This window comes from Saccharophagus degradans 2-40, assembly GCF_000013665.1.
GTDB classification, from domain to species: Bacteria; Pseudomonadota; Gammaproteobacteria; order Pseudomonadales; family Cellvibrionaceae; genus Saccharophagus; species Saccharophagus degradans.
The window spans coordinates 585,326-610,027 of the sequence record NC_007912.1 but is presented as its reverse complement, the minus strand read 5'-3'; the positions used below and the strand labels follow the sequence as shown (position 1 = coordinate 610,027).

General features: G+C 47.7%; 23 protein-coding genes. 9 read left to right on the top strand and 14 right to left on the bottom strand.

Features of this window, described 5'->3' with window-relative positions:
• Nucleotides 1-58: 58 nt before the first annotated feature.
• The 3 genes from secB to SDE_RS02695 form a co-directional block, all read right to left on the bottom strand.
• On the bottom strand, nt 59-565 hold the full coding sequence (gene secB, locus SDE_RS02705; RefSeq protein ID WP_011466982.1) for a protein-export chaperone SecB: 507 nt from the start codon (nt 563-565) through the stop codon (nt 59-61).
• Nucleotides 566-712: 147 nt separating this feature from the next.
• Nucleotides 713-967: a glutaredoxin 3 gene (gene grxC / locus SDE_RS02700; RefSeq protein WP_011466981.1), complete on the bottom strand. Its 255-nt coding sequence runs from the start codon at nt 965-967 to the stop codon at nt 713-715.
• Nucleotides 968-996: 29 nt separating this feature from the next.
• Nucleotides 997-1,395 carry a rhodanese-like domain-containing protein gene (locus tag SDE_RS02695; protein ID WP_011466980.1) on the bottom strand — a complete coding sequence of 133 codons (399 nt, stop codon included), beginning with the start codon at nt 1,393-1,395 and terminating at the stop codon, nt 997-999.
• A 245-nt stretch (nt 1,396-1,640) separates the two neighbouring features.
• Here SDE_RS02695 and gpmI point away from each other — a divergent pair, with 245 nt between their 5' ends.
• The 5 genes from gpmI to SDE_RS02670 all read left to right on the top strand — a co-directional run bounded on the left by gpmI (nt 1,641) and on the right by SDE_RS02670 (nt 7,586).
• Nucleotides 1,641-3,191 carry a 2,3-bisphosphoglycerate-independent phosphoglycerate mutase gene (gpmI, locus tag SDE_RS02690; protein WP_011466979.1) on the top strand — a complete coding sequence of 517 codons (1,551 nt, stop codon included), beginning with the start codon at nt 1,641-1,643 and terminating at the stop codon, nt 3,189-3,191.
• Nucleotides 3,160-4,368 (top strand): murein hydrolase activator EnvC family protein, encoded by a 1,209-nt coding sequence (locus SDE_RS02685; RefSeq protein ID WP_083762927.1) that lies wholly within the window; start codon nt 3,160-3,162, stop codon nt 4,366-4,368. Before gpmI ends, SDE_RS02685 begins: the two co-directional genes overlap by 32 nt.
• A gap of 47 nt (nt 4,369-4,415) precedes the next feature.
• Nucleotides 4,416-5,804: a S41 family peptidase gene (locus SDE_RS02680; protein WP_011466977.1), complete on the top strand. Its 1,389-nt coding sequence runs from the start codon at nt 4,416-4,418 to the stop codon at nt 5,802-5,804.
• A gap of 11 nt (nt 5,805-5,815) precedes the next feature.
• Nucleotides 5,816-6,964, top strand: a complete 1,149-nt coding sequence (locus tag SDE_RS21085) for a divergent polysaccharide deacetylase family protein (RefSeq protein ID WP_011466976.1) — start codon at nt 5,816-5,818, stop codon at nt 6,962-6,964.
• Between the two features lie 397 nt (nt 6,965-7,361).
• A complete protein-coding gene (locus SDE_RS02670) occupies nt 7,362-7,586 on the top strand; it encodes a DUF6316 family protein (protein WP_041324099.1) in 225 nt (74 codons plus the stop codon).
• Nucleotides 7,587-7,701: 115 nt separating this feature from the next.
• Here SDE_RS02670 and hisF read toward each other — a convergent pair whose 3' ends face one another.
• From hisF to hisB, 4 genes are all read right to left on the bottom strand, one after another.
• Nucleotides 7,702-8,475, bottom strand: coding sequence for an imidazole glycerol phosphate synthase subunit HisF (gene hisF / locus SDE_RS02665; RefSeq protein WP_011466975.1), 774 nt, complete (start codon nt 8,473-8,475; stop codon nt 7,702-7,704).
• 61 nt (nt 8,476-8,536) lie between these two features.
• Nucleotides 8,537-9,268: a 1-(5-phosphoribosyl)-5-[(5-phosphoribosylamino)methylideneamino]imidazole-4-carboxamide isomerase gene (hisA, locus tag SDE_RS02660; protein ID WP_011466974.1), complete on the bottom strand. Its 732-nt coding sequence runs from the start codon at nt 9,266-9,268 to the stop codon at nt 8,537-8,539.
• Nucleotides 9,269-9,329: 61 nt separating this feature from the next.
• Complete coding sequence (gene hisH, locus SDE_RS02655; RefSeq protein WP_011466973.1) at nt 9,330-10,007, bottom strand: imidazole glycerol phosphate synthase subunit HisH; 678 nt, start codon at nt 10,005-10,007, stop codon at nt 9,330-9,332.
• A gap of 102 nt (nt 10,008-10,109) precedes the next feature.
• Nucleotides 10,110-10,703, bottom strand: a complete 594-nt coding sequence (hisB, locus tag SDE_RS02650) for an imidazoleglycerol-phosphate dehydratase HisB (RefSeq protein ID WP_011466972.1) — start codon at nt 10,701-10,703, stop codon at nt 10,110-10,112.
• Between the two features lie 138 nt (nt 10,704-10,841).
• Here hisB and SDE_RS02645 point away from each other — a divergent pair, with 138 nt between their 5' ends.
• The 4 genes from SDE_RS02645 (at nt 10,842) to SDE_RS02630 (ending at nt 14,608) form a co-directional block, all read left to right on the top strand.
• A complete protein-coding gene (locus SDE_RS02645) occupies nt 10,842-11,372 on the top strand; it encodes a thioredoxin family protein (RefSeq protein ID WP_011466971.1) in 531 nt (176 codons plus the stop codon).
• A 67-nt stretch (nt 11,373-11,439) separates the two neighbouring features.
• Nucleotides 11,440-12,855 (top strand): glycosyltransferase family 4 protein, encoded by a 1,416-nt coding sequence (locus SDE_RS02640; protein ID WP_011466970.1) that lies wholly within the window; start codon nt 11,440-11,442, stop codon nt 12,853-12,855.
• Nucleotides 12,842-13,564 carry a class I SAM-dependent methyltransferase gene (locus tag SDE_RS02635; RefSeq protein ID WP_011466969.1) on the top strand — a complete coding sequence of 241 codons (723 nt, stop codon included), beginning with the start codon at nt 12,842-12,844 and terminating at the stop codon, nt 13,562-13,564. Before SDE_RS02640 ends, SDE_RS02635 begins: the two co-directional genes overlap by 14 nt.
• Nucleotides 13,565-13,573: 9 nt before the next feature.
• Nucleotides 13,574-14,608, top strand: a complete 1,035-nt coding sequence (locus SDE_RS02630) for a hypothetical protein (RefSeq protein ID WP_011466968.1) — start codon at nt 13,574-13,576, stop codon at nt 14,606-14,608.
• Between the two features lie 124 nt (nt 14,609-14,732).
• Here the strand turns inward: SDE_RS02630 and SDE_RS02625 are convergent, their stop codons facing one another.
• From SDE_RS02625 to SDE_RS02595, 7 genes are all read right to left on the bottom strand, one after another.
• A complete protein-coding gene (locus tag SDE_RS02625; protein WP_011466967.1) occupies nt 14,733-15,662 on the bottom strand; it encodes a hypothetical protein in 930 nt (309 codons plus the stop codon).
• Nucleotides 15,662-16,816, bottom strand: coding sequence for a hypothetical protein (locus SDE_RS02620; RefSeq protein WP_011466966.1), 1,155 nt, complete (start codon nt 16,814-16,816; stop codon nt 15,662-15,664). The genes SDE_RS02625 and SDE_RS02620 overlap by 1 nt, the downstream gene beginning before the upstream one ends.
• A gap of 305 nt (nt 16,817-17,121) precedes the next feature.
• Nucleotides 17,122-17,919, bottom strand: coding sequence for a LytR/AlgR family response regulator transcription factor (locus SDE_RS02615; protein WP_011466965.1), 798 nt, complete (start codon nt 17,917-17,919; stop codon nt 17,122-17,124).
• Between the two features lie 118 nt (nt 17,920-18,037).
• A complete protein-coding gene (locus SDE_RS02610; protein ID WP_158303848.1) occupies nt 18,038-19,174 on the bottom strand; it encodes a sensor histidine kinase in 1,137 nt (378 codons plus the stop codon).
• Nucleotides 19,175-19,594: 420 nt separating this feature from the next.
• A complete protein-coding gene (locus SDE_RS02605) occupies nt 19,595-22,681 on the bottom strand; it encodes a di-heme oxidoredictase family protein (RefSeq protein WP_011466963.1) in 3,087 nt (1,028 codons plus the stop codon).
• A 651-nt stretch (nt 22,682-23,332) separates the two neighbouring features.
• A complete protein-coding gene (locus SDE_RS02600; protein ID WP_011466962.1) occupies nt 23,333-24,121 on the bottom strand; it encodes a hypothetical protein in 789 nt (262 codons plus the stop codon).
• Between the two features lie 24 nt (nt 24,122-24,145).
• On the bottom strand, nt 24,146-24,682 hold the full coding sequence (locus tag SDE_RS02595; protein WP_011466961.1) for a hypothetical protein: 537 nt from the start codon (nt 24,680-24,682) through the stop codon (nt 24,146-24,148).
• Nucleotides 24,683-24,702: the final 20 nt, after the last annotated feature.

Here is a 24,702-nt window from a genome sequence, read left to right as displayed (position 1 = left end):
CATAAAAAAAGCGGTGTCGCTGCCGACACCGCTTTTTACGTTACTGCGAACTAAAGGATTATGCGTCTGCTTCGGCTTGGCTATCTGCTTGCGCTTTAGCCTGCGCAACAGCTTGTACAAACAAGGCGTCGAAGTTAATTTGCGGCAACAATACCGGCGCAAAACCACCGCGAACTGCTAAGCTATCAATGGTTTCGCGTACGTATGGGAACAAAATTTGTGGGCAAGCGGTAGAAAGCACCTGCTGTAATTGTGGGCCTTCGATACCAACAACCTGGAAAATACCTGCTTGATGTACTTCTGCCAAGAAGGCTACTTTGTCTTCGCCCATCTTTACTGTAACAGTCACTTTTAACACTACTTCATAGTGAGTGTCGTCCACGCGGTTGATTTGAGTGTTCAAATCTTGACCTACATTAGGCTGCCCTTGCAACGAAAACGCGCCCAAGCCCGCAGGCACCTCAAAAGACAAATCCTTAGTAAAAACGCGCTTAATACCAAAACCTGCAGGCGCCTTGCCTTCTGCTGCAGCCGCTTCGTTATTTGTTGTATTTTCTTCACTCATACTGAATAACCTTATTATTTGGAGGTCTGAGCCCCTTTGCCGCAACACGCAACACGAATGGCGCGGTTTAATCAAAAATGCTCTTGTTTATATTTACGTTGTTTAAGCTAGATGGGGGACGCGCCAGCGCTTTTCAAGACGCAAATTCTACAGCGCCAGCAAATCATCTAATGAGCCGGTGCGCTCTAGCGTATACAGCTCGTCGCAGCCACCCACATGGTTATCGCCTATCCAAATTTGTGGAACCGTGCGCGCACCAGCCTTACGTGCAAGCTCTGTGCGCAACTGGGTGTCGCCATCAACAACAATCTCTTTATATTTCACGCCTTTGCTTTGCAGCAATTGCTTAGCGCGAAAACAGAAACCGCAGTAATTAGAACTGTAAATTACAACTTCAGGCACACTTGGCTCCAATATTTATAACAATAGGCTTATTTAACAACCGGCAAATTTTGCGCTTGCCACTCTGCCATTCCGCCCGCTAGGCGGCTGGCATTCCAACCGGCATCACGTAGCGTTTTACTTGCCGCTGCCGCGTGTTGGCCCATTTTGTCCACCACGATAATCGTTTTCGCTTTATGCTTTTCGAGCTCGCTCAAGCGGTCGGCAACTTTTGCATAAGGAATATGAATAGCGTCTACTATATGGCCTGCAGAGAAGTCCTTCTTCTCGCGCACATCCAAAATCACACCCTCACCATTATTCACCAACCGCGTCGCCTGATGATAAGTAAGCGCCTTGCCGCCCTTTTTGCTTTCAATAAACAATAAAACAGCAACCAATACAATTACGATACTGAACAGTAACCACTGCTCACTTACAAATGCCATCCACTCCACACTAACACGCCTTTTTCAAAATTAACTGATTAGGAAGTCGCGCGAGTATACACGATCAACACTTTATGCGCTGCTTCAGCCTAAATAAGCGCGTGTTTAGGGCCTTAGGTCGTGGTTTATACGCCACAAAACGCGTAAAATACCCGCCTCTACGGGCGAAACAGCCAAGCAAACACAGGCCTGCCCACCCGTGCCGCAAATTTTGGCATTCCCAGCGCATTAATCTAGGACTACCCATGAGTGAAGTAAAAAAGCCCCTTGCCCTAATCATTCTTGATGGATTCGGCTACTCCGAGTCAGATAAATACAACGCCATCAACGCAGCTAAGGCCCCAACTTGGCGTAAAATTTGGGCCGAAAACCCCAAAACGACCATTGCCACATCCGGTATGGCGGTAGGCCTACCCGAAGGCCAAATGGGCAACTCCGAAGTGGGCCACATGACTCTAGGCGCGGGCCGCGTGGTGTACCAAAACTTCACTCGTATTAACAAAGCCATTGCCGATGGTGATTTTTACACCAACCCCGTATACACCAAAGCGGTAGACGACGCGCAAAGCCAGGGCAAAGCAGTACACGTAATAGGCCTGCTTTCAGACGGCGGCGTACACAGCCACGAAGACCACATGATTGCCATGATGGAACTGGCCGTTAAACGCGGTGCAGAAAAAGTGTACATGCACGCCTTTTTAGATGGCCGCGATACCCCACCGCGCAGCGCCAAAGCGCCGCTGCAAAAAACAGAAGAAAAACTTAAAGCCCTTGGCGGCGGTAAAATTGCCAGCATTATTGGCCGCTTCTTTGCGCTCGACCGCGACAACCGCTGGGACCGCGTGCAACAAGCCTTCGACCTAATGGTAGATGGCAAAGCTGCCTTTACCGCCCAATCCGCCACTGCCGGTTTAGAGGCGGCGTACGAGCGCGACGAAAATGACGAGTTTGTTAAAGCCACCGCAATAGTGGATGCAGACGGCAAGCCGGTAACTATTGAGGATGGCGATGCGGTTATTTTCATGAACTTCCGACCAGATCGCGCGCGTCAGCTTACCAATGCGTTTGTAGATAAAAACTTCGACGGCTTTGCTCGCGCCCGCGTGCCAGCGCTATCGGATTTTGTAATGACTACCGAGTACTCCGCCGACATAGACACCAGCTGCGCCTACCCGCCAGAAGATTTAGTTAACTCCTTCGGCGAAGTGATGGCTAAAAACGGCAAGAAGCAATTGCGCATTGCCGAAACCGAAAAATACGCTCACGTAACATTCTTCTTTAGCGGCGGTCAGGAATCATTGTACGAAGGTGAAGACCGTATATTGGTGCCTTCACCACAGGTGGAAACCTACGATGAACAACCAGAAATGAGTGCGCCAGAAGTCACCGCCAAACTTGTAGATGCAATTGAAAACGGCGGCTACGATGCCATTATTTGCAACTACGCAAACTGCGACCAAGTAGGTCACACCGGCGATTTCGACGCATCGGTTAAAGCTGTAGAAGCGGTAGATGCTGCGCTTGCAGAAGTATTCGCAGCCTTAGAGCGAGTGGGCGGCGAAGCGCTTATCACTGCAGACCACGGCAACGTAGAGCTTATGTACGACGACGAAGCCCAGCAGCTGCACACGCAGCACACCACCCTGCCAGTACCTTTGGTTTATGTGGGCAAGCGCGATATTAGCCTTGAACAAGGTGGCAGCCTCGCAGACATAGCCCCGACTATGTTAGCCTTGCTGGATGTTCCGCAACCTACAGAAATGAATGGCCGCAATCTTGTTAAATTCAGCAAGTAACTCTATAGCCAACATCAAAACCAATATCGGCACCGCGCTTAAACGCGGTGCCGTGTTGTGTGCACTCGCAGTTTCTTTTTGCGCTGTGTGCACCCATGCAGATGAAGCCGCAGACAAAGCCAGGCTGGAAGCGGTGCGCAAAAATATTGCCGCGCTAAAAGCCGAACTAGAAAAAACCAAAAGTGCGCGCGAAGAGCTGCTCAAATCTTTAGAAGACACCGAAAAGAATATTGGTGATCTCAGCAATAAAGCCCAACAAATTAAGAAGCAAATCAACCAAGGGGAGCAAAAATTAGATGCCCTCAAGGATGAGCGCAGCGAGCTTCAGCTCAAAAAAAAAAATGAGCAACAACAAGTTGGCCAGCATATCAACGCCGCCTACCGGCTAGGCCAACAAAGCAGCATTAAGCTGTTATTTAACCAGCAAGACCCCACTACCGTAGCGCGCAATATTCGCTACTACGATTATTTTGTGCAGGCCCGCAGCGAAAAAATTACAAGTTACACAGCCACTATTGCCCGCCTAGACACCATCGAACAAGAATTTGCCTTCGAAACAGCCAAGCTTAAAAGCAACTACGACAACCTAAAGCAGCAACAAGAAGCGCTAAACGCTAAAAAGAAACAGCGCGAAATAACCGTAGCCAAGCTTAATAAAGATATAAACAGCAAATCGGGCCAGCTTTCACAGCTAGAAAAAGACCGCCAAAACCTAGCCCGCCTTATAGAGCAAGTTACCGCTATTTTGGATGAAACCGAAATGCGCAATGACACCAAATTGTTCGCCGGTTTAAAGGGTAAACTCCCTTGGCCAACACAGGGGCGAGTGCTTAATAGCTTTGGCAGCTCGCGGGTGAGCAATAAGGTTCACTGGCAGGGCATGCTAATTGGTGCGAACAGTGGCACCCCTGTAAAAGCCATTCACAACGGTCGCGTTGTTTTTTCTGATTACTTGCGCGGCCACGGGCTGCTTATTATTGTGGATCACGGCGCGGGGTACTTATCCCTCTACGGTCACAATCAAGCCCTATATAAAGAGCTTGGCGAATGGGTTACCGCAGGCGAAACCATTGCAGCCGTAGGCAACACAGGTGGCCAGCAACAATCTGCCCTATACTTTGAGCTTAGGCATAACGGTAAACCCACCGACCCAAAGCGCTGGTTTAAAACTGCCTAGCATTTAATTAGCAAAAATATTAAAGCATAAATAACGGAGAAACCGCAGTGCCCCACCTTTACTCGTTTTTGCGCAAGCTTAGTGTATTCACCCTCGCCGCTTGCGCCCCGCTATTTGTGCAGGCCCAAACACCCAGCAACGAACCAGAAGACGCCGACACCATTAGCGTGTTGCCATTGGAAGACTTGCGTGTGTTCACCAAAGCTTACGAACACATTCGCTCTTCTTATATAGAAGAGATAGACGATCGCACCCTGCTGGAATATGCCATTCGCGGTATGCTCGACGAGCTAGACCCGCACTCAGCATTCCTGGATGCCAGCTCCTTCGACGACCTACAAGTGCATACCAGCGGCGAATTTGGCGGCTTGGGTATAGAAGTAGGTATTGAAGATGGCTTTGTTAAGGTTATCTCGCCAATAGACGATACCCCCGCACAAAAAGCAGGTGTAGAAGCCGGCGACCTTATTATTAAAATTAACGGCACCTCGGTGAAGGGCATTACCCTAAGCGATGCTGTAGAAAAAATGCGCGGCGCACCGGGTACCGATATTACCCTCACCATTATGCGCAAAGACGTAGAGCAACCCTTCGACTTGGTGCTTACCCGCGACAAGATAAAAGTGCGCAGCGTGCGCTCGGATATTGTCGAGCACGACTTTGCCTACCTGCGCGTTGCACAGTTTCAGTTGCGCACCGGCCAAGACCTCGCCAACGAAATTAAAAAACTGCAGAAAATAAACTCAGACCTTAAGGGCGTGATTTTAGATTTGCGCAACAACCCGGGCGGTGTATTAACTGCCTCGGTAGAAGTAGCCGACCTATTCTTAAACGACGGTTTGATTGTGTATACCGAAGGCCGCATGCACGATGCCAACAGCCAGTACTCTGCCACCCCAGGCGACGCCGTTGACGGCCTACCTATGGTCGTGCTGATTAACGGCGGCAGCGCGTCGGCGTCAGAAATTGTGGCTGGTGCCCTGCAAGACCAAAACCGAGCACTGGTGCTTGGCACCCGCAGTTTCGGTAAAGGCTCGGTGCAAACCGTTATTTCGATTACCGAAGATCGCGCCATTAAAATTACTACCGCGCTTTACTTCACCCCTAACGGCCGCTCGATACAAGCCCAGGGAATCGAACCTGATATAGAGGTAGAACGAGTAAAAATTACTGCCGTGCAACCGCAGGCAGACATAACCGAAGCCGATTTAAGCGGCCACCTAAAGAACGCTAAAGGCGGCGCTGAAGTAAAAGCTAGCGATAGAGGCAAGCGCAAAAACGAACTGCACGAGCGCGATAGCCAATTGTACGAAGCGGTAAATATTCTGCGCGGCCTGCACCTTTTTCAAAAGGCACAGCAAGCCAAGGCAGAAAAAGAACTAGAAAAAAGCCAAGCTGCTGAACAAGCCGCTGCCGAAACCACAGAAACACCATAGAGCGGCCTAAGGTGCCGCACTTTCTCAACAAACTTAAATCTAGCCCTGCGAGCACGCTGCTAACAAGCTGGCAGCAGCTCTCGCTGTTTTTAACGCGCCCCTCAGACGGCCGTACCTTTTTCTTGCGCATTGTTATGCTGGCGTGCATTTTTGCATTGTTCCAATCTTGCAATGGCGGCAACCAAGAGACAAAAAACAACACGCAATTAACACAAACCTCAGAAAACCTACCGGCAGAAAAAACTGAGCGCCCCCGCACAGAACAAACCCCACCTTTAATAACGGCTAAGCCGGCTGAACCTGGTGAACCAAGTGAATCTATCGGTCACACACAAACCCATACCGCTGAAAATGAGCCCGCTGCAGCTAAGGCAGTAGAGGATGAACCAGCAATAGAAGTTATTGCTAAGCCAGCGGTACCAGTGAACATTACCGAACAGTCAACGGTAACCAGCCCAAGAATTGCCATTATTATTGACGACATAGGCTACAGGTTTGATGAAGGTCGCGAGCTTATCGAGCTACCCTACCCACTCACGTTTGCCTTTATACCCTTTAGCCCCTACGGCGCGCGCCTAGCGGAGCTAGCCAAACAATTAAACAAACCCGTCATGCTGCACGCCCCCATGGCCACTTTAAACGAGAGCAAATGGGAGGCGAGCCTTAACCCTACAATGGCGCGCACCGAACTTATCGCCAGCCTCGATGCCATGTTGGCAGATATCCCCCACGTTACCGGTGTGAATAACCACGGCGGTAGCCTATTCACCCAAAGTCGAGAAAGTATGCAGTGGTTAAGCGAGGCGCTGGCAGAGCGCGAGCTGTTTTTTGTAGATAGCCGCACCACTGCGCAAAGCGTTGCCAAAGAAGAAGCCCAGCGAGTAAACATTCCTTTTAATGAGCGCGATGTGTTTTTAGATAACGAGCGCGACTTGCCTGCCATTGATTCACAGCTAGATAAACTAGTAGCAATAGCCCTTAAGCACGGGGAAGCCGTCGCCATTGGCCACCCCTACCCAGAAACCCTGCAAGCACTTAAAGCGCGCCTCCCCCTCTTGGCCGCCCAAGGGGTAGAAGTGGTAGGTATTGAATTATTATTAAATCGTCACCGTCCAGTTTTAAGCCAGAGCCAAACCGACAAAATTCTGCCCGAAGGGTAGCTGGGCCAGTCAAGCCTAAAACGGCCATAATCGCTGCCGGTAATTTTGACAGTTTTAATATCCTTACCTTAGAAGCTAGTTTTTTATCAGAACTAATCGTTGTTAGGGATAAAAATTACCATGCAGTTTTGTGCGATACATCACACTTTTAAACCTAACTCACTGCAAACCCACCCAACCAGCCTATAATTTGAGCGCAAGGGAGCGTTATGGAACAAAACTGGCATAGGAATCAACCAATCAACACAGGTTGAATGTTTTCTGGCTAATTTTAACGATCTTCACCAACGCTACGCGCAACGACACCCGCGTTAGCAACGATCAAAGTCAGGCCAATGTGCTAGGACAGCGATCTTAACGGTGTCATGGAAAGTAGTATTTACGTCGAGGAATATTTATGAACAGAACAGGTGAAAACGGCTCAGAACCAGCACGCTCAAAACGTTTCTTTATGAAGGGCGATTACTGGTATTACAGCACAAGAGAAGGTGTGGATATTGGTCCATTCGATACTCAGCACGAAGCTGAGGTAGGTGCGAGCGATTTTATCGATTTCATCATGCACGCAGAGCCTTCTATAGTCCAAACCCTGGAAAAATACGGTCGCGCTGCAGCAGCTTAATTCGTCTTCGCTGCTAGTGCCTATTGGCTTGCCCAAAGGGATACACACTAGGCCCGACCATTGCGAAGCGAACCACCAAGACATTCGCTCGCAATAACTGTTCTTGAGGCTGTTTTTACAGCCTCACTTCTACCCCCCTCTCCTGCATATACTCTTTAGCCTGTGGCACCGTGTATTCCCCAAAGTGGAAAATACTGGCTGCAAGTACGGCATCTGCACCGCCCTCGATTACACCATCTACTAAATGTTGCAGGTTACCCACACCGCCAGAAGCGATAACAGGTACGGGTACGGCATCGGCTATTGCGCGAGTAACCGCTAAGTCGAAGCCATCTTTGGTGCCGTCTTTATCCATACTGGTTAGCAGTATTTCACCGGCGCCGTAGTCAGTCATGCGTATTGCCCATTCAATCGCATCAATGCCAGTAGGTTTGCGACCACCGTGGGTGAAAATCTCCCAGCGTGGCGGCTCACCCTCTGCGCTAACTTTCTTGGCATCTATGGCCACCACAATACACTGCGAACCAAAACCCTCAGCAGCGGCTTTCACAAACTCAGGGTCTTTCACTGCAGCGGAGTTAATACTTACTTTATCGGCACCGGCGTTTAGCATGGTGCGAATATCTTCAAGGGTGCGAATACCGCCGCCCACGGTTAGGGGAATAAACACTTCGGCGGCAATTTTTTCTACTGTTTGCACAGTGGTTTCGCGGCCCTCAACACTGGCGGTAATATCGAGAAAGGTAATCTCATCAGCGCCCTGTTCGTTGTACTTTTTAGCCACTTCTACTGGGTCGCCAGCATCGCGGATATCCACAAACTGCACGCCTTTTACAACGCGACCTTTATCAACATCCAAACAGGGAATAATACGCTTTGCCAGTGGCATGGGGTGTCCTCTTAGACTTCAGCTATACAACAAAAATTTTAAACCGTTTAACAGGCTGCGCTTATTGCGCGTCGCAGTAGGCTTGCGCTTCGGCCAAATCTAAACTGCCTTCGTAAATAGCGCGGCCGGTAATAGCGCCGGTAATGCCCTCGTGTGCAACCGCCATAAGGCCTTTAATATCGTCCATATTGGTTATGCCGCCCGATGCAATAATAGGTATATTGCCTGCGCGCGCCATTTCGACGGTGGCTTCAATATTAACGCCTTGCATCATGCCGTCGCGGGCGATATCGGTGTAAACAATTTCAGATACACCATCTGCGGCAAACTGTTTGGCGAGGTCGGTAGCTTTTACGGTAGACACTTCCGCCCAACCATCGGTGGCTACGTAGCCGTCTTTAGCATCTAAACCAACAATAATATGGCCAGGAAACGCATCGCACGCCTGCTTAACAAACTCGGGCTCTTTTACCGCTTTGGTACCAATAATTACGTAGGTTACGCCGGCATCTAAATAGTGCTTAATCGTTTCTAAGCTGCGAATACCGCCACCAATTTGGATAGGTAGGTTTGGGTACGCTTTAGCGATGGCCTTAACCACCTCACCGTTAACTGGTTCGCCGGCGAAGGCGCCGTTTAAATCCACTAGGTGCAAACGCTTTGCGCCCTGCTCAACCCATTTGCGAGCCATCGCAGCGGGGTCGTCAGAAAACACGGTGGAATCTTCCATTAAACCTTGGCGCAAGCGCACACAGGCACCGTCTTTTAAATCAATGGCTGGAATAACTATCATGAAATGGGTCTACCTTGGGTATTAAGTATTGAATCAAACAATAAACTGGACGCGGCCAATGCTACGAGGCGCCGTTCCAACGCACAAAATTAGATAACAACTGCAAGCCGCTGTGGTGACTTTTTTCTGGGTGGAACTGCACAGCGAACAAATTATCTTTAAACAGCGATGCGGTAAATTCCAAGCCGTAATGGGCGCGACCGGCAATTACATCGGAGTTTTCTACCTCTACATAATAGCTGTGTACAAAGTAGAAGCGGCTGTTGTTGTCGATTTTGTCCCACATGGGGTGATCGACGGTTTGCTGCACTTGGTTCCAACCCATATGCGGCACTTTTAGGCGCTCGCCAGAAGGGCTGCTTTCATCACTGGCCAGTTTAAATTCTGGGCTAGCAGAGAAAAATTTAACCTGCCCGGGAATACGACCTAAGCAATCTACGCCGCCGTTTTCTTCGCTGCGATTCATTAACGCCTGCATACCTACACATATTGCCAATACGGGTTTACCGGCTTGTATGGCGGTATCCACAACGGTGTTGATGTCTAACCGCAGTATTTCCGCCATGCAATCGCGGATGGCGCCAACACCTGGGAATATAACGCGATCTGCACTGGCAATAATGTCGGGGTCGGCGGTAACCACTACGTCTTCGGTGGGCGCAACGTGGCTAAGAGCACTGGCAACCGAATGCAAGTTGCCCATACCGTAATCGATGACTGCAATGCGCTGTTGGGTCATAGGTTTCTCAATGGCTTGTAACTGTTTTCAAAGAGGGGCCCTGTTAGCTGGCTGGAATAAAACGCTCAACCAGCTAATAAGGTGAATACTGCTCGCCTGCGGCTAGAGCGTACCTTTGGTTGATGGCATAGCATCGCCTAAACGCTCGTCGCGCTCTAACGCCATACGCAAACTGCGGCCAAAGGCTTTAAACACTGTTTCGATCTGGTGGTGCGCATTCTCGCCGCGCAAGCAATCCACATGCAAAGTCACACCCGCGTGGTTAACAAAACCTTGGAAAAACTCCCAAAATAGCTCGGTATCAAATTTACCAATACGTTTTTGGGTGAATGGGATGTTCATAATAAGGCCTGGACGACCCGAAAAATCGATAACCACGCGCGAAAGCGCTTCGTCGAGAGGTACATAGGCGTGGCCATAGCGGCGAATACCGCGCTTATCGCCCACAGCTTTAGCCATAGCTTGGCCAATAGTAATACCTATATCTTCTACACTGTGGTGATCATCAATGTAGGTGTCGCCTTTACAGGTTACGTCTAGGTCAATAAAACCATGGCGCGCAATCTGGTCCATCATGTGCTCTAAAAAGGGCACTCCCGTGTTGAACTTACCGGTTCCGGTACCATCCAGATTAAGCTCAACCGAAATTTGAGTCTCTAATGTGTCGCGGCTGACTTGTGCCTTACGATCGGCCATAGTGCAAATTACCCATATAATAGCGTTAAGGGCGCGATTATATCCGCTAACCGCCATTAACTCTACGCAATAGGCTGTTTTAAGCCGAATCGGCAAGTATATTGGGTCGAATCTGCCAGTGCTTAGTGGCCGTGGTGAATGCATCATTCAGCATTTGCGTTACAACTGTTACACTCGCGCCTAATTAGCCAGCAGAGCGAAAACCCAATGAGCCAACCCGCCGCCAACACATTCTTCGTAAAAGCCGCCAAATCTGTTGGCATATTTGTGGTGCTTTTGGTGGGCGCTTACATTATTAATGTAGAGATACAAAGCTACCTTGGCCGCAATGCAGCCGTAGCCACCGGGCTGCCCACCCATACATTCGAGCAAGCTCTTAGCTTGGCAAAACAGCAGAGCAAGCCAGTGTTAGCAAACTTCTCTGCCGCTTGGTGCCCCGCTTGTAGGCGTCTAGATAAAGACGTGCTAGCTAAGCCCGAAGTAAAACAGCGCATAGAGCAGCACTATATATTTACGCGCATAGATTACGATACCGAAGAAGGCCAAACCTTTATGGCCCGCTATCAAGCCAAGGGCACACCCACATTGCTTATTTTAGATGCGCAGGGCGAACAGCTAAAAAGACTGAACCTAACCTTCGCACCGGCGCAGTTTTTAACACAGCTATAACGCACGAACAAAAAAGCACAAACTCATTTTTCAACCTGCACCGTAATTACAAAAAGAATTTTAATTTATGTCTGTGGCTATTCCTCATACCCGCGCCAACTCCACAACGGCAAGCAGCACCCACAGCTCAAGCGCTGCCAATGTGCCCGCCGACGGAAAACTGCCGCCACATCAACGCTTAAATATCGCCCTACTTGGCTACCGCAGCCACCCATTTGTGGGTGGGCAAGGCATATACATTAAATACTTAAGTCGCGCCCTTAATGCCCTCGGCCACAAGGTAACGGTTTTTTCTGGGCCACCCTACCCGCAACTAGATAGCGAAATAACACTGGTTAAAGTACCCAGCCTAGATTTATACGAACAAGAAAACCACGTAACAGCGCTGCGCTGGCACCACTTAAAATCGTTCTCTGATTTTTACGAATGGTTCACCATGCTCACCGGCGGTTTTGGTGAGCCATACACGTTTAGCCGACGCGTGCGCAAACTAATAACGCCTAACCAGTTCGATATAGTGCACGACAATCAAAGCCTTGGTCGCGGTTTATTAAGCATTCAAAAACACACACCGGTGATTGCTACCATTCACCACCCAATCCACCGCGACAGAAAACTCGCAATCGATGCCGCCCCCAACTGGCAGCACCGCCTATTGCGCAAGCGCTGGTATAGCTTTTTAACCATGCAAGAAAAGGTGTGCAAAAAACTGGATAACCTAGTGACTGTATCCAAAGTTTCACAAACAGACATAGCACGCTTTTTTAAGCGGCCTGAACAGTCTGTGCCGGTAGTGCCCAACGGTGTAGACACCCAAGTGTTTTCGCCCAACCCTAGTGTAAAAAAGCATCCATTTGGCATTATTACCACGGCGTCATCCGATCAACCATTGAAGGGCCTGCGCTTTTTATTAGAAGCTATGGTAACTATTAAAAAGCAATTCCCGCAGGCAACACTCACTGTAATAGGTAAACTGCAGGAAGGCGGCGCGTCGGATACCTTATTAAAATCACTACAACTAGAAAACACCATTGTCTTTAAAAGCGGCTTAACCACGCAAGCACTGGTAGAACAATATCAAACTGCGCGCATTGCAGTATGCCCTTCACTCTACGAAGGTTTTGGCCTACCCGCCGCAGAAGCTATGGCGTGCGGCCTAGCTGTAGTAAGCAGTAATGGCGGCGCCCTGCCAGAAGTGGTAGGCGACGCAGGCTTAGTGGTAGAAAAAGGCTCAAGCGATGCAATTGCCAATGCAATAATTTCGCTGTTTAGCACGCCCCATCAAATAGAAAGCCTAGGTGCAAAAGCGCGCGAACGTATCGAGCAAACTTTTAGCTGGCATACCGTTGCCCAACAACTTACCCAGCATTATTTGAAAATAATTCAAACCAAAACATACACACATTTATTAGACGACGCTTTTATAAAAAAAGCCCCAGCAAGGCTCACCGCCAGCGAGACGCTTCCCCATGCTGACGATTGATTTTAACCGCATACAAGTAAAACCAGGCGATACACTACTGGACTTAGGCTGCGGCGAAGGCCGCCACACCATTGGTGCCTATTTAAGTTTCCCCGGCGCACTTATAGTAGGGGTAGATTTAAGCCTTAAAGATTTAACCACCGCCAATCAGCGCCTGCAGGAATGGCAGACAGACGACGTATTAGCACAGGGCGCGCAGGCACAATTTATTTGCGGCGACGGTTTTAACCTACCCTTTGCCGACCACAGTTTTGACCATATTATTTGCTCGGAAGTATTAGAGCACATACCCAACTACCAACGCTTTTTTGCAGAGCTACACCGCTTGCTAAAGCCCGGCGGCAACCTGTGTTTGAGTGTGCCGCGCGCCTGGCCAGAAAGAATTTGCTGGAAGCTAAGCGACGCCTATCACGAAGTAGAAGGTGGCCACGTACATATATTTAAACCCGCCGACATTCACAATTTGGTCACACAATTCCCCTACTGTGCGCGCGGGCAGCACGGTGCGCACGCCTTGCACGCACCCTACTGGTGGCTGCGCTGCCTATTTTGGCGCGAGGGCGAGCAGCTTTGGCCGGTGCGCCTCTACCATAAATTTTTAGTGTGGGATTTAATGCAACGCCCCTGGTTAACCCGCACCCTAGACAAACTGCTTAACCCAGTAATGGGCAAAAGCGTGGTGTTTTACTATGAAAAACAACAATCATAAGGCGGTGTTTTGAATAACCTAGCCGAAAAAAAACAATTTAATCACGACGTGCTTGCACCTGCAGCCGAGTACATTTTGCAATGCCAGCGCAGCGACGGCGCAATATTATGGTTTGCCAACGGCAAGCTCGACCCGTGGGACCACACCGAAGCCGCTATGGGCTTAGCTATTATGGGGCACACCCAAGCGGCCTTAAAAGCCTTCGACTGGCTGCAACAAAATCAAAATAAAAATGGCAGCTGGCACGCTAACTATATTGGCGAACCGCTGCAAATAAGCGATGCAAAAATAGAAACAAACTTTGTCGCCTACCCCGCCACGGGTTTGTGGTACTGCTACCTGGCCACACGCAACAAAGCTTTTTTACATAACTATGTAGACATGCTAGAAGCGGCAATAGATTATGTTGTAAACCAACAAACGCCACAGGGCGACATTCAATGGGCGCTAAGCGAGAGCGAACAACTGCCCAGCGATGCACTTGTTACTGCGTGCAGTTCCATTTGTCGCAGCCTTGAATGCGCCATAAAAATTATGCGTGAGCTGGGCACCCCCAAGCCACACTGGCTAAAAGCCCACGCAAAACTCACCGCGGCATTACTGCATAAACCAGAGTGTTTTGACAGAACATGGGAGAGTAAAGAGCGCTTTTCTATGGATTGGTTCTACCCAATTTTGGCAGGCATATACAGCCCTGTACAAGCAAGTGAACGGCTGCAAGCGCGCTGGCAAGAATTTGTAGAGCCCGACATGGGTTGCCGCTGTGTTAGCGATCAACCTTGGATGACCGTAGCCGAATCCTGCGAGCTTACCCTAGCGTTAGTCGCCGCCAATAGACGCGATGAGGCGCTAAACTTGTATCAAAAACTATACCGTTGGCAAGACGAAGACGGCGGCTTTTGGACCGGATACAACTTTAAAAACAATAACATTTGGCCAGAAGAAAAAACCAGCTGGACAGCAGCTGCAACACTACTCGCCGCCGATGCGCTTTTTAAAATAACACCGGCTTGTAATGTATTTATTCAAGAGCCAGATTTTTAATTGCAATCCACACGACTTGTTTTAATAGGAATTGCATTTAAAACACAAAAGGTAAATACAAATAAAGCACATCCCAAAATCCCAATTGGGCTGTGCTTTATTTACCAAAAAACAATCATCAATATTAAATGCTTCGCAGCTTCTCAAACCCAGCTGACTGCGGGGTAATATCCAATTCTCTTTTTTCTTTTGGCGGCTTTTCTGGCGCTAGGGGCCACTGGAGTTCACCAAAGGTTTCCGTTATAGACATATCGGGGCAGGTTGCTTTTACTTTATCCCACTCTGCTTGTGTTTCTGGCCCCACGTCTAAGCGTATTGAGTCAATTATGGAGTTACAGAGATTAAACAATGGCTTTGCGCACACATCGTCGTTATAGATCTTGGTTCCACCAAAATCCAGATCAATCAACAATAAGCGATTTGGAGTAATGGGAATATACATCTGTCGAGCAAGCTCAGGATTTTCTTTCCCTGAATTTCCAACAGTATGAATATCACACACAACCGCCTTTATTGAGTTGGAGATGGGTTGCACTTTCCAATTAAGCGGCCCGCGAAAATGCGCTCGTTTTTTTGTATTAAATTTGTGATGACCGTACAAACAGTCAAGCACATCGGCTATTGCCGATTCAAATACAGCCGGGTGAAAAAAGTTTTTTCCTGAAAATTTCGACAATTCTGATACTGAAATAATATTTGCTCGAAGGGTCAATCGTGCTTTTATACCTGTAAACCAAGGGCCAACAAAGAACCAATTGTTTCTAAAAAGCAAATCAAACTTCCATCTAAACCTAGGATTATCCCAATTATCTGCCTCGAAATTGGGGCGCAGAATTTTTAATATATCTCCTTTGGGGGCGGGAATCGCATCAACGGAGCACCCTCGGCCAGTTATACCTGCAACGGAGTTCGATCTAGGCGCCCTAAAATGTAATACACAATCACCGAAACGCCACTTAATAAGCTTGGGCTTAGTAAAGTAAGGACCTCGTACCTCTGCAGGATTGTGGTCGTATCTCATTGCGAATGGGAAATATTTGAGCCAATCAATCATTAAGGTTTTACCTTTCCGATAAGTCTTCGAATTGGCCGACTGGCAAGCTGTGCGGCCCCTGCGGCACTACAAAAAGTACCAACTCCCAAAGCAACTGTAGAGCTAGTAACCGCCGTCGCAACAAAACTTGCGGCACCAGCAACAGCGAGTGCAGCCATCGTACCACCGGAAAGGTCATTAAAATAATCTTCCCACGTATAGTGGTCATCTTTATCCCGCGCCCTAGAAGCATTTGTTAATACACTTCCTGCAGCTGCGAATACATGCCCGCCGCCCTTTGCCAAATGCTCATCCGCTTTCATTTTTACATCTTTAATGGCCTTTAAAGTAGTAGCAGGATTAGTGGTTGGGCTATACATATACACAAGGTGCCCCATACCCTCAAACGATACATTTTTAAGAGCCAGTGTCTGCAATGCCTGAGTTAGTACAACACCCCCACTGGACTCCGATGCCCAAATAACTCGCTCTTGCTTGTTGGCTCGCTCCATTGCATCTGCCAACAAACCGCCAAATAAATAACTTTCTTTATGTATTTCGGGAGTATAGCTCCGCAGACCACCTAGATTTTTTCCTACCGGAGAGTAAAACATATCAAAACTCCCCCTCGTAACAATATGCCTGCTTGCAGTTTTTTCGATCCTGGATATGGCTTGGTTTGCAGCTTCCAGCGGAGAGTGGGATTCAGTTCCAGCAACAATAACATTTCTTGCTTTTTCGGGAGTTATTCGCCCATTTCTTTTATATGTAAGGCGAATTTTATCTTCTGATCCGATATCCACCTGATAAACCCCAGGCTTCTCCTTGCTCCGCCTAGTAATCCCCTCATAACCATTATCTGGCTTAAATTCGGTTACCACAAGGTTACCATTAGAACGGCGTTCAACAGTGGCCTTAAAGCCCGGAACATATACCACAACCCTCTGTAGGGCGTTGGTTTTAAAATCGTTAATATTGGGGATGTAGACGTTGTTTTTACCGGTTAAACCGGAAGATAACGCCCGTAAATGTTTTAAAGCCATCATCGGGTAATAATACTCGCGAGCGGCGCGCTTTAAGCTTATAGCGTCTTCAATGAGTTTAGGCGCAAAACTTACGGGGATACCTTGGTTTGGCGTGGATATAAGAAGGTCTTTTTGATTAGCTGGCAGCATAGTAGAGAATCCTTTCTACTGGTTGGTAATTGTAATCGGCGCGTCAGTTGCGCCCATATTTTGATTGGTAGAGTTGTACATTGTCTGCAAAACCGCAAGAGCAATGCCCTAGAAATGGCGCGAGCTTAGCAGTTGGCTGCTAAGCTCGCGAGAAAGTGGCCAGCGTGATGTGAGTTAGTTCGCCTTTTTTACACCTAAAATGGCTTCTGTTTATAAAACATTCACCGGTTATTATTGGGTGAAAGCACGGCTACTCACCCCATGTAAATGCAAATAATTTTCAAGTTCGCATTAAGGCAAGGCAGTTACGATGCTAAAAATTGCTGAATAGCTTCGCGACAATTGCGGCTTACTTTTAATTTTTCGCCGCAATCTAACATTAAAAAACTTTCGCCTTTGGTGTGTGGAATTACTTTGGTAATGCGATCCACATTCACAACGGTGGAGCGGTGGATTCTGCAAAAGCGGCGGCTATCTAGTTTTTCTAGCAACTGCTTCATTGTGCAGCGCTGTATATGAGTTTGCCCTTTGGAGTGAATGCACATGTAATCACCCGCTGCATCGACCCAATCAATTTCTGTTTGCGGAATTAACAGTACCTCGCCGGACTCTTTAATGGCTAATTTAGGCTCTGCACCTGCGCTAACCGACGGCCCCTCGCCTTTATTTAGAATAAATTCCACCGCTTGTAACAGTGTGCCTTTTTGATCTTCTTCGGCCAGTTGCCAGCGTTCCATTACCCGGGCTAGCGCTTTATTTAAACGCTCTTCGCTAAAGGGCTTTAATAGGTAGTCTACGGCGTGCAAGTCGAACGCCTGCACGGCATACTCTTCGTAAGCGGTGGTAAATACGATTAGCGGCAAGGTATCGCCTTGCAGTGCTTTCAACACTTCAAACCCCGTTAACACCGGCATTTGAATATCTAAAAACACTAAATCGGGTTGTACATCCTGAATAACGTCTAACGCCTGCTTTCCATTGCGCGCCTCGCCCACTATTTCGATAGTTGGGCAGCCCTGGAGCATGCTCTTCATTTGCAGCATGGCTATGGGCTCATCTTCGACGATGACCGTCCTCAGGCTCGGAAGCTTTGGTTCGCTCATGGCTTTTTAGTCTCTTATTATTTTAAATTATTAGTAAAAACTCGAGTAAATAATCTCTAATTTATAACCTGTAATAGCTAGTTTAAAATCACTATCAACTAACAGCTGAAGCTAGTGATTAGCTACTAGCTACTACCGTTTGGTAAGGAACCCTAATATACACCCTTAACCCACCCCCGGCTTTGTTAGATAAGGTAAATTGGTAATCGTCCTCATAGAGGGTCACTAGCCTCTCTTGGGTGTTTTGCAGGCCTACGCCGCAGCCTTCGGGCTTGTCTGCGGGGGTTGTAAAGCCTATTCCTGGGCCATCGTCACATACGGCTATGCATAGGAATGTATCGTCTACCCAGCCTTTAATCTCTATAGTACCCCCATTTTCACTTGGGGCTATGGCATATTTAATAGCATTTTCTACTATAGGTTGCAAAATCATACTCGGCACACTGGCTTTTTTGGCTTTGTCCGTTATTTTGTACTCTACTTTTAAGCGCTCGGCAAACCGCACCACTTCTATATCCAAATACACTTTAAGCGATTCCACCTCCTTTTCTAGTGAGATATTAAGCAGAGGGTTACTTTCTAACGAATAACGCAAAAAAGTGGACAAGCGCAGAATCATATCTGCGGCTACGTCGTTTTCTTTTAAGTACACCAAGCCTTTAATTGCGTTAAGGGTATTAAATAAAAAATGGGGATTAATTTGGTAGCGCAGCATTTTTAACTGCGCCTCTTTGGCTATGGTTTCTGCTTTTAGCCGCTTTAAATATTCCTCTTGGCGCTGCGCGGCTAAATCCACTGCAATGAGGTGTTCTTCTTGTTGCAGTTGATAGTAGTGAATACAGTAAAACAGCAAGGTCCAACTTAGGTATACAAACATACCGGGGAAAAACCAGCCCCCAAAATCTGATTGAAACAACCCTTCTGCATCTGCCATCCACATAAATAGTAACATGCGGGTAACAGTCCAAATAAATGCGCATACCAATACCGCAAGCGACACCACCAACAGGCGCGCCATAAGCGACCAGTGCCAAATACGCAGGTATAAGGGCCGCAAGGGCAAAGAAATAATAAGGCCAAGTGGCGATTGTAAAAAGGTATGAGCGATGTGCTTCCACTCAGGGTTCGCTTGATAGTAAAGGGTAAGCGATAACAAGGTGTATATGGCCAAGCCGGTCCAACCTACAAATTGCAAAAACCAATATTGTAAGTGGCGGCTTTTAGATAGCTGTTTTATAAAATTTTTCAACGACATAGGCATAAGCCTAGCAAGCAAGGGTAAAAACTCATAACTTTAATTACACAGTAAGGAAACTCTGATTAACCCCAATTGCTTTTTGCAAGAGCCAAAACGTTCAGCCGCAAGGCGTTCTTTGCAGCTAATGGCCTTAGTCCTTAGCAAGAAGAACAGCGAAACGGATGGACGTTTTGGCCCCGCCCTACGGGGCTTTCAGGCATTCTCGTCCTCGTCGTTATTTTATTTCGGCAGACAACCAGTATGCCTAAACAAAATGCCTAGAGGACAAAAATGCCTGAAAGCCAAAAAGAGGTTGGAGCTAATCAGAGGTTCCTTGAGCCTAAAAACACACGAATAACGAAGTAAAGATAAACGCGCTAAAACGCAAAAAAGGCGACAACTTTCGTTGCCGCCTTGGGTTTACTTAAAAAGCGGGAATTAGAGTGAGCGTAAAAACGCTATTAACTCTGCTCGCTGCTGCGCACTTAGTGCTTTATAGGCATTATTACTGGCTTGCGCTTCCCCACCGTGCCATAAAATGGCTTCTTCAATACTGCGTGCGCGACCATCGTGGAGCAAGTTGTCGTGACCGTTTACAGCCAAGTTCATGCCCAAGCCCCACAGCGGCGCTGTACGCCATTCGCGATTTAGCTCTGGCGCTTGAGTTAAGCTATCTGCCAAACCTGGGCCCATATCGTGTAACAGCATATCGGTATAGGGGCGAATAACGTTGCCACGCAACTCAGCTAAATCGTGCTTATGACCGGTGTTCATTTCTGGTCGGTGACACGAGGCACAGCCTATATCGGTAAAACGCTGCTCACCGGCCACTACCATTGGCTGGTCTACAGTTTCTGGCCTGCGCGAAGGCGCGCCCAGCGCTTGCAAGTAAACCACCAGTTCATTCAAACGCAGGTCGCTTAGCTCTACGCCCTGACCGCTATTTTGAATACAGGCGGTTTGTTGTGCGCCACAATCTGCATTGGGTAACACAGAGGTATTTACACCCATATCGCCACTTAAAGCCGTTGCAGCAAAATCACGCAAACTTGCTGATGACGCTTTCCAGCCAAAGCGACCTATAAACTGTTGCCCCGTTTCTGGTGAGGTAACAACATTAGCGCGGCCAGAAATACCATCGCCATTGCTATCATCTGGGTCGTGCCATGCCAAAATTTCATTTTCGGGTAAGGCTTCTAATAAGCCTAAACCAGTTATGTTTTGTGGCATGCGCGGTGAAATATGCTGAATAGCCCCGCCGTTGGTATCGTTCATTTCTAACGAATAGGTAGGCACTTGCAAGCTGTAGCCTGTGCCGTCGTTAAAGGTTCCGTTTTGCGCGGTGTAAGTTACACGAACCGAACCCTCTGCAGGCACAGCAGCATCTAGTGATAGGTTTTGCAGTACACCACCGTAATAACTGTGTGGTTGTGGCTGGCCAAGGTTATCGAACGCACCCGAGCCTACTTTAACGACTAGCGTATCTAATAACGCGCCGTTTTGCGGAGCAATACCGCGGCCGTTGTTTACATGACAACCCAAGCACGAATTTTTCACCATTAAACCATCGGCAATATTTGCCAATTCGGGAAAGTCTGGGTTACCCACTTCTTCGTGTACGCCGGTATCCATACGCGTATGAAACACGCGCCGCCCCTGCATAAATGCGTTGTGCGTATCCCACTGAATATTTAACGCTTCGCGGAAATAGGTGGTCCAATCGGCCACGCCACTCGCCACTACGTAGTTATCGTATACCTCAATGCCATCGCGAATAGGGAAAGTAACTACAGTGCCGTTGGGGTTATCTTTTTGCGTCCACTTACCATTTGCCATTACTTTGTAGGTAAGTGTGTTGTCGCCATTAACCGAAATAACTTCGTTAACAGGTACCGAGTCGCCGCCTTTTACATAAGGCGCTGTAGCGCGGCCACCCGCACGAATTTTTTCCTCCATGGCTTCATCGCCCACAATATAAATACCGGGCTGGCCTAATTTAAAACGGTATGTATCGGTGTAGTAAACGGCCTGGCCACGCACATTAGGGTCGCCTTCATATAAGCCTAAGAATTGTTGTAATTCAAACTCCATCCATGAACCCACATCTAAAATGCCGTCGTCGCCATTGTGCGCGTCGCGCTGTATGCGGCATACCCAACGCTCACCTTTACCGTCTGGGGTGGCGGTTTGCAGTTTTTCATCCATGCCGGCGTTGTTGTTAAAGTCTGCACGCCAAACATTGCTGTAAGAAGAGCGACAACCCGGCGGCACATAGTTGGCGTATTCTGGGTGGTAGAAAACCTCCACCAAATTTTGGCCCTTAGGGGTATGGTCGTGAATTTCTATTTCAAATGTACGGTGCTCAAAATAATGCGTTGGGAAAGTGTAAAAAATATCTTCCGATTCGTGACGTGAACGCGCGCGGCCACTTGCAATTGTTACCACTGTACCGTCGGGCTTGGTGTACCACTCTTGCGCAGTATCTGGGCTGTGTGTGTTGTTAAACAGTGGCTGATAATTTAGGTCGGTAAAAATGGGGGGCTCTACCACTGGCGGTTCTGTCACAGGTGGCTCGGTAACCGGTGGCTCAGTTTTTCCACCGCCATATACTTTAAATTCCCAAATAGAATAGCCCCATGCGTTGCCATCGCTGCGCTCAGTACCCAACAGGCGTACATAGCGATAATCACCAGCAATATTTAATGTATCGGTACGCGTGCCGAATTCACCGCCGCTGTAATTAGCAAGGGTAGTAAAGTTAGTGCCATCGTTAGAGCCTTGGATAGCATACACCTTGGCGTTGGCGGCCTCCCAATCTATAACCACTTGGTTCAAGCTGTAGGTTGCGCCTAGGTCTAAAGTAAAACTAGAAGGGTCGATGCCGTGGTCACTCTCCCAGCGCGTACCAGCGTTATTATCAATAGCTACATCGGCGTTACCAGAGCTGGCGGTTGCCGTGCCATATATTGCCAAATTCTCGCCAGGCTCTGTAGGAGGTTCCACTACAGGTGGTTCGGTTACTTCTGTCCCGTGAACTTCCAGCTCCCATATGGAGTAACCCCATGCATTGCCATCGCTGCGCTGAGTACCATTTAATCGCACGTGACGGTAATTACCATCTACGTTTACGGTATCGGTTCTATTGCCAAAGGTACCACCGGTATAGGTGCCTATTTGCGTCCAGTTAACACCGTTATCGGAGCCCTCTATGGTGTAGCTTGCAGCGTTGGCAGCTTCCCAGTGAACGACAATGCTATCTAAATCGTAGGTTTCGCCCAAGTCTACACTTATGCTGGTTGGATCAACCGCGTGCGCACTTTCCCAGCGCGTATTTTGATTGTTATCGAATGCGTAAGCTGCAGCTTGCATTTCACTGCTGGCCGTAGCAGTTTTATTTACCGACAATAAATCTGCATGCGCTACGTTTACAAGTCCCGCAGCTAGGCCACCAAGGGCCAGTGTGCGAATGGCTAAACCTAACGCATTTGGTTTAACTGGTGTAGTTGTATAAGCTTGTTTTTTCACAGGTGCTTCTCCCACTATTTCTTGCTGGTTTGCAAGAGCGACCCTTTGGCAACCGCCGTGGCCTTTTTTTGAATTAAACGGTATCAACTAACATTTAACTTCAAATAGCTATACGTGCATCACGTGTATGAGTGACCCACTAAAGCGGCTACAACATTAAGTTAAAATTCGTTGTTCGATTAAGGTTATGCATCTTTCGATGATCTGAAATACTTCTGTTAAGTCCAAAGCAACGCCTGCCGCTATAATTAAAATAGCGCAACGCGACAGAACACAGTTTTTATTAGTATTTGATCGGCTAATTGCATAGCGGAATAAAACCACCACAAGCAAAGACTACTCCGATAGCTTAGTTTTACGCCTAGTTAGCGCAATGCTCAACTCGAAATAGATAAGGGGGCTTGATTGTGCGGTAGGAAGGATAAAGGAAAGTATTGAGTATTTAAGCGTGAATCAATAGTTTTTAAAACAACGAAATGCATTTTCATTTCTTCACTCTAAAAACATCAACATGGCCCAATCACATCAATCAACACACCCTATTAAATTTTCCCGAATTAAGTAAACCCCAGCAGTTAAAATACCGGGGTTAATATGCCGTAAAATATTATTTTTTCTATGTATTAATAAATAAAATAGCTCGAAGACTATTTATAACTTTGATTCTGAAACCATATTCAAAAATGGCTTTGCATCCTCCGGAATAGTATTGTCGAACGGCGCAAGCCCGTGTTCTTTTCTTCTAAGAGAAAGCCCCTCGTAGATAGCGATCCCTCTTTCGCGACCAGCTTTTAACACTTCGCTACTCAATGCCGTTTGAGATTCGGATAAAATACGCTTGCGCTCACTTTGCAGACTAGGACTACCACCACGAAGCTCAACAAACTCCAACCACCCCAACCCCTCGATTAAGGCTTGACGACTCAATTCAGCATCCAGCTCGGCATACACTCTGCTCTGCCCGCTATGCCAACCGGCCAATGCCATTCCGGTATTTACTGCGCCAAACATCGACGCTTTTTGCCAAATCTCTAATCCCTGTGCCCACTTATCCGTTCCACTGTATATTTCCCCTAAGACAGAAAGTGCGATTAAGTCGCCGTCATCCCCCAGAGCGCTTAGCGTTGCAATATCATAATTGCGATAAACATCTCTCTGCTCAGGATCTACATAACCGCGTGAGCTTAAATATTGTAAGCCTATACGAATAGTTTCATCTTCCAATAATTCTTCACTGGGCTCAGGTGTATCGATAACCGCCGCCGAATGCGATACAACCTTAATATTTTTCTCGTAAGCTTCACCTTTTAAGCCTTTGACCTCAACAGGCATAGATGCTGGCATGTTAATTTTATTCCACACTAGCAAAGCCAATGCAATCAAAGCAAAAGCAAACAGAAATGCAATAGTAAACGTGCGAGTAATTTTTGAATAGCTCATACCCCCTCCATAGTACAGCTCACACTAATAACCATATTGAGATCTACAATTATTCATATCTCGATCCCACATTATATCGCAATTAGACAGCGTCTTATCTCTAAATGCGGTAGCTAATGCTAAGCATTCGGTCAACCTTCCGTCTGGACTCAATGCGAGTGAGATTGAAATATACTTTTTAAATGACAAATTGATATTACCCGAAAAATTGCTACTCGCGGCCTCCCCGCACCGACTCACATCGCCAACATGAGCCAATTGCGCTGCATCTTTGCATTGATACTGAGAAGATCCTGCGCGGCCCATACAATTCCCAAACGCTCGTTTCTGCTCTGCAAGCTCCAACTCCCGAGCCTGCGCGGCCTGCCTCAGCATAGCCTCTGCGGCTTGCTGAGCCTGCATATCTCTTTGCATACTTCGAATCATTTCAAACCAAAGATTAGTTTGATTTGATGAATATCCAAGAACTAGAACCTCTTCCAAATCCCCTGCAAAAACAGTAGGACAAATACCCCCACCATCTCTAGCGGGGCTTATGAACTCAAAATGACTAATACCCATTGCCAGCCAATTACTAGCGA

Bases quoted from the DNA above. Each gene is read 5' to 3' on its own strand.
- secB (WP_011466982.1), bottom strand. From the start codon at position 565: ATGAGTGAAGAAAATACAACAAATAACGAAGCGGCTGCAGCAGAAGGC.
- SDE_RS02695 (WP_011466980.1), bottom strand. From the start codon at position 1,395: ATGGCATTTGTAAGTGAGCAGTGGTTACTGTTCAGTATCGTAATTGTA.
- gpmI (WP_011466979.1), top strand. From the start codon at position 1,641: ATGAGTGAAGTAAAAAAGCCCCTTGCCCTAATCATTCTTGATGGATTC.
- SDE_RS02685 (WP_083762927.1), top strand. From the start codon at position 3,160: ATGGCCGCAATCTTGTTAAATTCAGCAAGTAACTCTATAGCCAACATC.
- SDE_RS02670 (WP_041324099.1), top strand. From the start codon at position 7,362: ATGAACAGAACAGGTGAAAACGGCTCAGAACCAGCACGCTCAAAACGT.
- hisF (WP_011466975.1), bottom strand. From the start codon at position 8,475: ATGCCACTGGCAAAGCGTATTATTCCCTGTTTGGATGTTGATAAAGGT.
- hisA (WP_011466974.1), bottom strand. From the start codon at position 9,268: ATGATAGTTATTCCAGCCATTGATTTAAAAGACGGTGCCTGTGTGCGC.
- hisH (WP_011466973.1), bottom strand. From the start codon at position 10,007: ATGACCCAACAGCGCATTGCAGTCATCGATTACGGTATGGGCAACTTG.
- hisB (WP_011466972.1), bottom strand. From the start codon at position 10,703: ATGGCCGATCGTAAGGCACAAGTCAGCCGCGACACATTAGAGACTCAA.
- SDE_RS02645 (WP_011466971.1), top strand. From the start codon at position 10,842: ATGCATCATTCAGCATTTGCGTTACAACTGTTACACTCGCGCCTAATT.
- SDE_RS02640 (WP_011466970.1), top strand. From the start codon at position 11,440: ATGTCTGTGGCTATTCCTCATACCCGCGCCAACTCCACAACGGCAAGC.
- SDE_RS02635 (WP_011466969.1), top strand. From the start codon at position 12,842: ATGCTGACGATTGATTTTAACCGCATACAAGTAAAACCAGGCGATACA.
- SDE_RS02625 (WP_011466967.1), bottom strand. From the start codon at position 15,662: ATGATTGATTGGCTCAAATATTTCCCATTCGCAATGAGATACGACCAC.
- SDE_RS02620 (WP_011466966.1), bottom strand. From the start codon at position 16,816: ATGCTGCCAGCTAATCAAAAAGACCTTCTTATATCCACGCCAAACCAA.
- SDE_RS02615 (WP_011466965.1), bottom strand. From the start codon at position 17,919: ATGAGCGAACCAAAGCTTCCGAGCCTGAGGACGGTCATCGTCGAAGAT.
- SDE_RS02610 (WP_158303848.1), bottom strand. From the start codon at position 19,174: ATGTCGTTGAAAAATTTTATAAAACAGCTATCTAAAAGCCGCCACTTA.
- SDE_RS02600 (WP_011466962.1), bottom strand. From the start codon at position 24,121: ATGAGCTATTCAAAAATTACTCGCACGTTTACTATTGCATTTCTGTTT.
- SDE_RS02595 (WP_011466961.1), bottom strand. From the start codon at position 24,682: ATGGGTATTAGTCATTTTGAGTTCATAAGCCCCGCTAGAGATGGTGGG.